Genomic DNA, 11,066 nt, shown 5'->3' on the forward strand with positions numbered 1-11,066 from the left:
TCAAAGTTAAAGCAAAGTTATAGGTGTGTTATAGCAAATGAGGGCCTGATGCAATTAAAAAGGTCGTTTCCAGCGAGGAAACGGCCTTTCAGGTTCAGCCACAGGGGGATAATTTTCTCTCCCCTACCGAATAATTAGTTTGGTCTGCCAGCGGTGGCTGCCGGCCACCGCGTCGAGCAGGTACAGCCCAGGGGCCAGGCCCTGCAGCGGCAAGGGTATTTCGACAGTGGGCGCGGCCGCGGCTTCGCGCTGGAGCACCAGCTGCGCCGTCGCGGAACGAAGGCTTACCCGTACCGGCTGAGCCGCCTCGGCAACGCCGCTCAGGCGCAGGGTAGCGGTTTCGCCGGCCGTAGCCGGGTTGGGCCACAGCAGCAGCCCGGCCGGGGTGTTGGCCGGGCCCACCACGGCCACCGCCGAGAGGTGCGCAGTGCCATCCAGATCCACCTGCCGCAGGCGGTAGTACGTCGCTTTTGATAGCGGCTGCAGGTCGGTGTAGCTGTAATCGAGCCGCTGGGTGCTGGTGCCGGCTGCCGTGACGCGGCCGAGCGCCGCGAAGGCGCGGCCGTCGGGGCTGCGCTGCACCTCGAAATAGGCACTGTTCTTTTCCTGGGCCGTGGTCCAGCTCAGCTGCACCCCGCCATCGGGGCGTGCCTTGCCCGCGAAGGCCACCAGTTCCACCGGCAGCGGCACGGCAGGCGTTAAGAGGACAGCGTTGGAGTAAACCGTTTCCCCGTCGCGGTGCACCATGCGCAGGCGAACATGCGTCGGCGCGGTAATGGCGGGCTGGTCCACGCGCGTGTAGGAAGCCGTACGGGCACTGTCCGAGCCGGCCTGCACAATCTGGCTGATCAGCGGCCCGGTTGAGGGGCCGCTGAACGTTACCCCGTCCGCCGACCGTTCCACGATGTAGCCCAGGCACTGCCACTCCCCGGCCACGTCCCACTGCAGGGAGGCCTCGCGGGCCGCGTTCAGGCTGCCGGCCAGCACGGGCGCCATGCGCGGGGTTCGGAAGGTGAGCACGGCCGCGGTGGAGCTGTACATCGGGCCGAGCAGCCCATCGACGTTGTACTCGTAAACGGCTACCTCGTATTCGTGGCCGATGGGAAGCTGCGTAAGCGTCAGGACCGAGTCTGCTGCGACGCCGGCGTACAACCCACCCCCGACGACGTAGGTACCCGCGCCGACCAGATTGGCGGGCACGAGCTGATTGCTGACCGGCGCGTACGTCGTGCCATCGGTCGGCGCCTGCAACGAAGCCCGCCCCGAGCGCGCATCCCGCACCAGGGCCAGCCAGTGCGCCCCGTTGCCGGTGCGCCAGCGCAGGTTTACCGTGGCGTTGCCGAAATCAACGGCGGCGGCGCTGCTGACTTCCAGTTGCCCGGCGGCTACGGTCGGCGGCCCCACGGACGGACAGAAGGGCGTAATGAAAAAGGCGTTGGCCGGCCGCTTGGACAGCAAGTAAACGGGGCGGCCCTGCCCGTCGAGGCGGTACTCGTAAACGGAAACCTCGTAGTACGTCGAGGCCGACAGGCCCTGCACCGATACGGCCGTATCGTTGGCTACCTGCAGCACATAGCAGCCCGGCTGGGTTTGGCTGCCCAGGCCAAAAAGCGGGTTGCCTTGGTAGGACACGTTTTGCGTGGGCATCATGATACCCGAGCCGGCCGAGCGCATCACCACGAGCCGCCCATCGCCCGCGCCCGGGCTCCACGAAAGGCGTACGGAACTGCAGGTAAGCTGGCGCGCAACCAGGGCCGTAGCCGGCGCGGCCGGCTCCGGTGCTGAGCAGGGCGAAACGACCATGTAGGCGTGCGCGGTGCTGGCGTGGGTGTGCTCGTAGTCGAACACGTCGCTGGGGCCCCCGTCCGGCCCCGGCAGGGAGTTGTATTCGTAAGCGGATATGTCGTAGACCCGGCCGGGTACCAGGCCGTACACCGTCACGCTCGTATCGCGCCCGGCGCTGACGACGAAATCGGTCTTGCGCGGGTTGGTTTTGCTGCCCTGGCCGTAGATGGGGCTGGGAAAGTAGGTTTCGCCGTCCACCGGCTGCGTTTCGGTGTAGTAGGCGTTATCGGCCACCACGATGATGCGGCCCTCGCCGTTGCCCGGCCGCAGGGTGATGCGGGCGGTGCTGCAGTCGAGCACCTGCACCTGAATGCCCGAGGGCCCGGCCAGGGGCTGCACGTTGGGGCAGGTCGGCAGCGTGTGCAGCACGTACTGGGCCGAATCAAGCAGGTAGTAATTGCCGGCCGGCACGCCCGGGTACTGGGTGACGACCGTGCCCAGCGAGTCGTACGCGCTGTTAATGTTGTACGTGTAGGCGCGTACCGTGTAGAGGCGGTTGGGCTGCAGGTGGGTGATGTTGGCCACGCGGCCGGTATCGGCATACACCACGTAGGCGCCCGGGCGCGTTTCGCTGCCTTGACCGAATATCTGGTTAGCCGAGTAGCTGGGAAACACGCCTACCCCAGCCGAATCGATCTGCTGGGCCGGGTGCATCACCGCGAGGCTGGTATAGGTGTTGTCCTTCACCACCAGCAGCGTGTGCGTGCCGGCGCCTTTGGTCCAGGTCAGCTGCGCGTTGTTGCAATTCACGCGGTTAGGGCGCAAGGCCTGCGGGGGCGCGGTCGGCATGGGGGAGCCGGGTTGAGCGCTGACTAGGTGGCTTGTTAGCCAGAGCACCACTTGGATCAGCAGCACCAACCACCAATTAGGGTTGTAACTCATGAGCAGGTAAGGGTAGAAGTGGAAGAAGAGAGAAGAAAAGCTGAACAAAAGCTTATGTAGGGTTACTGTAAAGCTCAATCAATCGGAGCCAGGCAGTAAAAAAAACCCCTGCCTTTGGCAGGGGGTCGGGGGTGGTGGCGGGAGGAGCTAGCGCACCAGTAGCTTGGTGCGCAGGCGGTCCTTGCCGGCCTGCGCTTCGACCAGGTACACGCCCCCGGATAAGCCATCGACGGAGACCGGCCATTCCACCGTCGAGGCCGCCGGCAGCTGCTGCTGCCGCACGAGCTGGCCGGTAGCAACCGAGCGTATCGAGAAGTGCACCGGCGCGGTAAAATCGGTGAGCCCGCTAAGCCGTACCGCCGGCCGGTCACCGGCCGCGGCCGGATTCGGCCAGCACGTCAGGGCGCGGGGCGTGCCGGCCGGGCTCAGCACCACGATGGAAGACAGGTGCTGCGTTCCGTCGAGGTCTACCTGGTTGAGCCGGTAGTAAGTAGCGCGGCTGAGCGGGCGCGGGTCCGTGCCCGTGTAAGTAAGGCGCTGGGTGCTGTTGCCGGCAGCGGCCACGCGGCCGAAGGACTCGAAGGCGCGGCCGTCCAGGCTGCGCTGCAGGTCGAAATAAGCGCTGTTCTTCTCCTGGGCCGTGGTCCAGCTCAGCTGCGCGCCGCCGTCCGGCCGCAGTTTGGCCGCAAAGCTCACCAGCTCCACGGGCAGCGGCGTCGGGGCGAGTTCAACCACGTTCGAGTACAGGGTTGTGCCATCGGCGTGCGAGAGGCGCACCCGGTAAAAGGTGCGGGCAACCAGGGGCGTGCTGCTTTGCTGGTTGTACGAGCGCACGGTATTGGCGCTGTCGGCCGCCGCGACCGGCTGGCCCTCGGGGGCAAACGATACCCCGTCCGCGGAGCGTTCAACCTGAAAGGCCGTGGCCTTGTACTGCGCGGCAATGTCCCAGTTGAGCTGCGGGCCGGGGTTGGCATTGGTGGCCGACAGCGTAGGCGCGTAGCGGGCCGTGGTGAACGTATAGCGCACGCTCGGGTGGCGGCGGTAAACTGGGCCGAGGGTCGGGTCGGTGATGAACTCGTAGACGGCCATTTCGTAAACGTGGCCGATGCTGGGGTTGCGCAGGTACGCCAGCGAGTCGCGCGAAGGGCCCGGGCCCAGCGTGTAGGTGCCCCGGGCGACGTGGGTACGCACCGACATTTCCTGGTAGTTGGCCGAGTACGTCACGCCGTCCACCGGCTCGACCAGCGGCGCCCGGCCCGGGCGCACCTCGCGGATGAACACCACCCGGTTCATGCCGTTGCCTTTTGTCCACATGAGCTGCGTCAGGCCCTGGTTGTAGCCAAACGGAAAGCTATACCCCGTGCGCAGGCGCCGCGGCAACAGCGTATTCAGCCACACGGAAAAGTTTTGGTTGCTGTTGGAGGTCACAAAGTCCGGTTGCCCGTCCTGGTTCACGTCGCCGACGGCAAACCCGTTGGCCCCGTTGAAGACGCCGCTCACGGTTACCTGCCCCCCGGTCGGGAAAGCGCCGGTTCCGTTGCCCAGGCGGTAGTAGATGGTCGGGGAACCGTAGTACGCGGCCAGCAGGTCCGGGAAGCCGTCGCCGTTCACGTCGGCCAGCTTGACCGGAGCCGGGTAGTCCGGCAGCGGCACAGTGACCGTGGGGCCGTAGCTGTTGCCGCCGGTATTGAGGCGCACGTACACGGACTGGGTCATGTAGTCGGCGGCCAGCACGTCGGCTAGCCCGTCCTGGTTCACGTCGCCGCTCATCACTTCCGAGGCCAGGGTCAGGGGCATGGCCACCGTCGTTTCCGGGCCGAACTGGCCGCCGCCGGTGCCCAGCTTGACTTGCACGCCCCCCGTCGCCGGCGCGAGCAGATCCTGCAGGCCATCCTGGTTCAGATCGGCTACCGCCAGCGCATAGTACCCCGAGTAGGTGGCGGCCGTGAAGGAGGTAGCCTGCCCGGTGGCCAGCAGCTGCCCCTGCCCGTTGCCGGCCAGTACCCGCACCTCGCCCGTGCTCGACAGCACCACGCAGTCGAGCTGGCCGTCGCCGGTGGCGTCGGCCAGTTGAATGGTCGCGGCCTGCACGACGCCGGTGGCCACGTCCCCGCCGCTGAAGTTGCCCTGCCCGTCGCCCAGGCGCACCGCGAGCGACCCGTCACCGGAGTTGAGCACCACGAAATCCGGGTTGCCGTCCTGGTTCAGGTCCCCTACGAGCAGGTTCTGCGCCTGCCGGCCTACGCCCACGCTGAGCGAGCCGGTAAAGCCCCCCGATCCGTTGCCCAGCCGCACGGCTACGCCGTTCGTGCCGGTGTTCAATACCAGGCAATCCAACCGGCCGTCGCGGTTCACGTCGGCCAGCGCAATGCCGGAGGGGCCGGTGCCGCCGGCAGCCAGCTCGAAGCCGAAAAAGCTGGTCGGAGTTTGGGCGCGCCCCGTCGAGGCGGCGCCGAGCAGCAGCGGCAGGGCCGCCAGGCGGAGAAATGATGTAAGGGTGCGCATATGGGTAACTGGGAAACGGTGGAAGGGAAATGAAATATTGATTCATAACTGAATCAAAGGTTTTGTAAAGTTATAGCAAAGTTCAACTAAAGCACTATTAAAAAAAGCCCCCGGTCATCGACCGGGGGCTTAGCAAGCAGTTTGGAATAAGGTTATTGGAAGTGGTAGCGCAGGCCTACCCCGTAGAAGCCTGGCCAAGCATCGACCTTAGGGTCGAGGAACAGCCGGCCTTTGGTGGCCGACGCCGTGAGCGAAATCCGGTTGTGCAGGTACAGGTCGGCCGAGAGGCCAGCCACCGGACCGAGCGCAACGCCCTGCGGAGCCTTGCCCCCTTCCCGACCGCCCGTATTGTTTTCCTGGAGGCGTTCGTAGCGGCCCAGCGCCTGCAGCTGCGCGTGGCAATAGAACACTTCCCCCAGGCGGAATACCAGCCGGGAGACTCCGATGCTAGCCCCGTAGGCGGAGAACTCCCCGATACCGGCCCGGCCGGAGCCCCGCTCGCGCGAAGCCCCGAAATCGAGACGGGTTCTGTTGGTCAGGAACCGGCCGTAGCTGGCGGATACGTAGGTTCCTTCTTCCGTGCGCCCGATCTGGGCGCCTACGGTATTCAGGCGACGAATATGCCGCTGGCAAACGCCCTGACGGGGCAGGGCCAGGAGAACCAGGCCCAGGGCCAGCAGCAGCGGTCGAAAAGAAAGCAGTCTCATTAGTGGCTAAGGATTATTGGAAGGAGTTGCTCAGCGCGTTCATGGAGGCCGACAGCATCTTGTCGCGGTAGACGGCTTCGGCAGCCTGCGTAGCCGGCCCTTTGCTGGAGGCCTGCGCGAGCAGGTCGTTGGCCTGGCCGCGCAGGCGGTTGGCTTCCATCAAGCTGTTTTGCGCGTTGTTGAGCGAGTTCAGGCGTTCGGCCTCGGTCATCTTGTAGCGCCCCTCGTTTTTGAGGGTAGCCTGCGTTTCCGCCGCTTGCGCCGTCATTTCGTCGGCGATGCGCTGGTAATCAAACGCCTGCTGGATCTGGGCTTTCTGCTGCATGTTTTCCAGCGCGAGGCCGGCCAGGGCAGTTTCCTGCCCGGCCGTCTGCACCTGCTGGAACGTTTTGCGCGAGGACGTGCCGGCCTGGAACTGGTTGAAGATGCCGGCCACCGTTTGAATGTCGGACGTGCCCCGGGTAGCCAGGGCCGTCTGCAGGCGGGCAGCGCGGCTCACCGAGGGAAACAGGGTGGTAAGCCCGCCTTTGGTGGCGGTCAGATCCAGCGCCGTGTTGAGCAGCTGCGGTACGTTGGCGAGCTTCAGGTCGCGGATGCTGGCCACCTTCTTCAGGTCGTTCTGAATGGTGTTTTGCAGGTCCAGCGCGTCCGAGGTCAGGTTTTTGACTTCCGAGCTGATGTCGCGGATGCGGCTCGAAATGTCCTTCGCCGTGGTGGCCACGGTGTAGGCGTCCCGCACAACCTGGTAGTTCTGCAGGGTCTTGACCCAGTCGGCCGCCTTTTTGGCGAATTCGCCAACCTGCACGGCGATGTGCGGAACGTCGGTGGTCAGAAACTGGGCTTGCGCCGTGGGCGGCGGGGCCAGCATGAGGGCGACGATCAAACCGCCGACGAGGCCCTTGAGCGCGAGTGCTTTTGCATTCATGGTCATAGAGGTAGGGGTTGAAGTGAAAGAATTAGTATCCACTTCCGGCGCGCGTCTGGCCGTTGTAGCCCCCGATGCCCTGACCCGCCATGAACGGGCTTTGGAACGGGTTGCCGTCCTGCCCGGTCGGCCCACCAGCAGCCGCCCGAGCCGGAGCCGCGGAGGCCCCAGACGCTTTAGAAGTGGTAATCAACACGGGGTAGCCATCAGGAAGCAGCACCTCACGGAGCTTGCGCCCGCCTTGCGGCAGGCGTTGGATCATGGCCGTGCCCATGCGGCCGGCAATGCCCAGGGGAGAATTAGCCGCGGACACGGAGCGGTCGATAGCCGCCGACAGCTCCGCCGTGCCCGACTGCTGCATGCCGGAGGCAATGCCCACCCCGCCTTCCGGCTTAGGGCGCTTTTCCGGGTCAATCATGATGCCCGGCATGTAGTTGTAGTTGAACACCTCGGCTTTCACCCGGTAAGGGCCCATGCGGTCGATGCTCAGCGCGACGCGGTTGGATTCCACCGACGCCACGGCGGCAAACACCATGTTGCGCGGGTACACCACGCCGCCAATGGTGGCATCTTCGGAGAGGCGCAGCAACACGACCGAACCGGTGCGCACCTGCTGGTGGCCATTGATCAGGCAGCGGAAAAACACGTCGGGCGTGAGCACCTGCTCCATGTCTTCTTCCGGGTCGGCGTTGGAGCCGCGAAACTTGACGGTGTTAAAGCCGTCCATGCCCGGCACGTACTGCAGCCCGGCTTTCACGTTCGGGTCCACGTTGTGCGGCCGGTCCAGGGGCCGGAAGCGCCGGCCCGTCATCTTCTCGTAGCTCTGCTGCACGGCCACGCCGGCGCCGGCCAGCAGCTCGTTAACGTCGTCGTTGGTCTCAAACGGCGTTCCGTCCTTATCCCGCGTCGGCCGCGGCCGTTCCTTCGGGGCGGCCGAGGGGCCGGCGCCGCCGCCCACAAATCCCGAAGAGCCGGCCGAGTAGGCCCGCGAGCGGTACACCGTTTCGCGGCGCTGGGTGTACTGGCCAGTGGACGGGTCGCGCCGCGTGACCATGACGGTATCCGTGTTGCGCCGGCGGGCTTCCCGCACGTACTCGTCACGAATCATGTTCTGCTGCGCCCGCTTTTGCTGCTGCTCTTCGCGCTGGGCGCGGCGCATGGCCGCTACGCCTACCGTATCGTTGTAGCCGACGGCCAGTTGTTGTTGCTGCAGCAGCTCGTCGGGGCCCAGCTTTTCGGCCTGGTAGCGGGCCGAGGCCTCGTCCATGGCTTTCTGATCGAGCGCGTCCGTCGGCGCGGCCGGGTCCGCGATGACGGGGCTGCTCACCACCTGGCCCATGCTGTTGGTCGAACCGGCGATACCTGGGGCAGCATTCTGCGCTTCGGCTTCCGCCATCCAGATCCAGGCGCCCCCGGCCAGCATAATCAGGGCGCACAGCGCCCCGAAAATGTACATTTTGTTCTTCAGCGCCCAGGCGCCCCAGTCCTTGCGGACCGGGGCACCAGCTGCGGCGACGGGTTGCTCGGCGGCCTCATCGAGGCTGTCCACCGGCTGAGTGGGTTTGTCGGTCATGCTGGGCAGGCTAGAAGGTGGAGGCCGTGTTGATGACGTGGCTGGGAATCGGCAGCGTCAGGGCGCGGGCGCCGTTCAGCTCCCGCAGGTCTACCTGCAGGTGGCCCTGATCGGTAGCGGCAAACAGGGGCACGGCGTAGTACAGGTAACCGGTGCTGTTGCCCTTGATGACCTGGTTGGCGTGCCCGCCGCTCGGGGCCAGGGGCCGCCGGGCCTGGTTCTTTTTCTTACCCAGGAAGCGGCGCTTGCTGTTTTCTACCAAGGCGAAGTCCACAAAATCGACGTTGTAGTCGATGCTGCTGTTGTTGATGACCTTGAAGCGCAGGTAAGTGAAATCCTTGTCGTTGCGCACATTGGCCAGTGACAAGGCGAGCTTGTTGTCGAGCACGGCCACGGCCTGGTGCTCTTCGCGGTAGAGGTCCAGGCGGCGCAGCTTGGCGTTGATGAATGCCTTTTTGCGGGCGTCCTTGTCCATTGCCAAGGCATTTTCAGGGCCGACGCCCTGGCTTTGGTCCGGCATGATGGCCCCGCCCAGGTTGGCCGTACCCGACGCCGAGGCGCTGGCGTTTCCGCCCGCGCCGGCGGGCGGGTTCATGCTGCCGGGTTTGCTGAAGTCGTAGAGCGTGAGCACCGGCCGGCGCACCGTCACCAGGCGGCCCATCCAGTACTTGCTGCCGAAGCGCACCAGAATGGGCGTAGGCGGGGCTTTCTTGGAACGGGCCCGCACGAACACGGCGTTGGCCTCGATCTTGACGAGGTAGTTATCCATCATCCCCACATCGACCAAGCTTACTCCGCCGGCGAATACCAAGTAGGTCGTGGAGCTGTCCGACACGGCCACGTCGATCAGCGGTGCCTGCGCACCGAACGGGCCGGGTGCTTCCGGCGGAGCCAGGCGCGTAATGGTGTAGTGCTGGCCGGTGGAGGTATAGCCGCCCTGGTGAACACCCGGGGGCAGCGGCGCCGGCGCCGGGGCGGGCTGCAGTAGCGAGTCCGGCAGCGTCAGGGCCTGGCGGCGGCCGCGGAACAGGCCGAAGCCTTGGCCGTAGCTGGTAAGGGCCAGCAGGCTCAGCAGCGGCAGCAGCAACAGGCGGGCGCGGGAGGCGCGGGATACAGTAAACAACATATGCGTAGAGGAATGAACGAGGTGGTTATTGCGCTTCCGTGCCGGCCTGCGCCGCGGCGGCGCCGGCTTTGGCGCGGGCCAGGTCCTCGGCGTCGCGCCGGGCCTGGTCTTCGAGAATCTGCTTCTCGGCCTTCGACATGCCCGGGTTGTAGAGGAAGTAGTCGAAGCTGGTCAGGATGACACCGAAGGGGTTTTTGTTGCTGCGGTTGGTTTCCGCGAAGCGGAAGGAGCAGCCCATCGGCGTGGGTTGGCTTTGCCGGTCGCCCACGAAAGCGCGTTGGCGCAAGTAGAGCCGGCCCGACTTGGGCCGGGAGTGCGAGTCAATCACGATGCTGTCAATCGTAATCGAGGTGCGGGCGCCAAACTTGGTGTAGTTGCCCAGCACGTCGCCCTTTTTAAAGCCGTCGTAGATGCGCCGGCCCCCCATCTCATCGATGAGCGGAAGGGCCATGTTCAGGTTGTCCTTGAACGTGTACTGATCGTGCTGAAACATGTACTGGGCGAAGGTTCGCACCAGGTTGCGCAGCTCGAAGTCGGTGTGTTCCTCGGGATTGGCGGCCAGCGCCGCTTGCGTGCCCTGGGAGCCCACGACGTACACGCGCTGGCCCACCGAGCCGTAGGCGTACATCACCAGGCCGCCGGCTGCCAAGCAGACGACCAGGGCCAGGCCAATAGCGCCCAGCGCGATGTTGCGCATGGAAGAATAAGAAGTACTCAGGTTTTTAATGCTGTCCGTTGCCATTGTAAAAGCTGAAGAGAGGAGTTGATGAAATGAGAAAAAGGCCCGCCCTTTCCCCCTACCGCCCCTTGCGGCGGGGGGGCGTAACCGGGGCCGGCGACTGGCCAGCGGCCGGCAGCCGGGCCGGAATCAGGAGTTTGGTGTAGCCCGTATCGCCCGGCAGCAGGCCGGGGTAGGGATGCAGTGCCACGAAACCCGGCAGGCCGCTTTCGTAGACCAGCAGCGTGCCGCGCACCGAGAACGTGTCGCCCACGGCCACCACGCGGGCCAGGCCGGCGGGGCGGGGCTCCCGGGCGTCTACCAGCACCAGCTGCCACACCCCGTTGCCGGTAGCCTTGATGCCCATTGGCTGCCGGTAGGTGTTCAGGTTGCGCAGCGTCACGCGGTAGGGCACACGCCACGCGGCCAGGCGGTAGGCCGGGCCGCTCATCCCGGCCCAGGCGTAGCCCGGCTCCGGGTTCACGGGCGCCACCACGCGCCCGGGCAGCGGCAGCAGCGGCTGCGGCTGGCCCTCGCCGGCGCGCACGGCCACCAGACTGCGCGGGGCCATGTCGGGCAACAGGTAGCGAAACAGCGAGTCCAGGGCCACGGCGCGCAGCGGGCCGCGCGGGGCCTGCGTCCGGTTGGGCAGCGTGTTGAGCAGCTGCTGGTGCGCCCAGGGCTGCGGGGTTTGCGCCGCCAGCGGCAGGCCGGCCAGCAGCAGTCCGGCCAGTACGGGCACGGTAGGTTTCATAGCAAGGATGGTAGGGCGGCCCGGCCGTCCA

General features: G+C 65.8%; 8 protein-coding genes. All 8 read right to left on the minus strand.

Annotated elements, in window-relative coordinates; genetic code table 11:
• Positions 1-123: 123 nt before the first annotated feature.
• On the minus strand, positions 124-2,727 hold the full coding sequence (locus tag FDY95_RS23415) for a T9SS type A sorting domain-containing protein (RefSeq protein WP_138081692.1): 2,604 nt from the start codon (positions 2,725-2,727) through the stop codon (positions 124-126).
• Between the two features lie 147 nt (positions 2,728-2,874).
• Complete coding sequence (locus tag FDY95_RS23420) at positions 2,875-5,232, minus strand: FG-GAP repeat domain-containing protein (protein ID WP_138081694.1); 2,358 nt, start codon at positions 5,230-5,232, stop codon at positions 2,875-2,877.
• Between the two features lie 152 nt (positions 5,233-5,384).
• The gene (locus tag FDY95_RS23425) at positions 5,385-5,939 is read right to left on the minus strand and encodes a hypothetical protein (protein ID WP_138081696.1); all 555 of its coding nucleotides are present in this window, start codon (positions 5,937-5,939) and stop codon (positions 5,385-5,387) included.
• Positions 5,940-5,952: 13 nt separating this feature from the next.
• Entirely contained in the window at positions 5,953-6,864 is a 912-nt protein-coding gene (locus tag FDY95_RS23430) for a hypothetical protein (RefSeq protein WP_138081698.1), read from the minus strand.
• Positions 6,865-6,895: 31 nt separating this feature from the next.
• Complete coding sequence (traM, locus tag FDY95_RS23435) at positions 6,896-8,437, minus strand: conjugative transposon protein TraM (protein ID WP_138081700.1); 1,542 nt, start codon at positions 8,435-8,437, stop codon at positions 6,896-6,898.
• Between the two features lie 10 nt (positions 8,438-8,447).
• On the minus strand, positions 8,448-9,563 hold the full coding sequence (locus FDY95_RS23440; protein ID WP_138081702.1) for a DUF4138 domain-containing protein: 1,116 nt from the start codon (positions 9,561-9,563) through the stop codon (positions 8,448-8,450).
• A 25-nt stretch (positions 9,564-9,588) separates the two neighbouring features.
• Positions 9,589-10,260, minus strand: coding sequence for a conjugal transfer protein TraK (locus FDY95_RS23445; RefSeq protein WP_138081704.1), 672 nt, complete (start codon positions 10,258-10,260; stop codon positions 9,589-9,591).
• 100 nt (positions 10,261-10,360) lie between these two features.
• The gene (locus FDY95_RS23450; protein WP_138081706.1) at positions 10,361-11,035 is read right to left on the minus strand and encodes a hypothetical protein; all 675 of its coding nucleotides are present in this window, start codon (positions 11,033-11,035) and stop codon (positions 10,361-10,363) included.
• Positions 11,036-11,066: the final 31 nt, after the last annotated feature.

The sequence above is a fragment of the Hymenobacter jeollabukensis genome (genome assembly GCF_005771675.1).
Classification (GTDB): Bacteria; Bacteroidota; Bacteroidia; order Cytophagales; family Hymenobacteraceae; genus Solirubrum; species Solirubrum jeollabukense.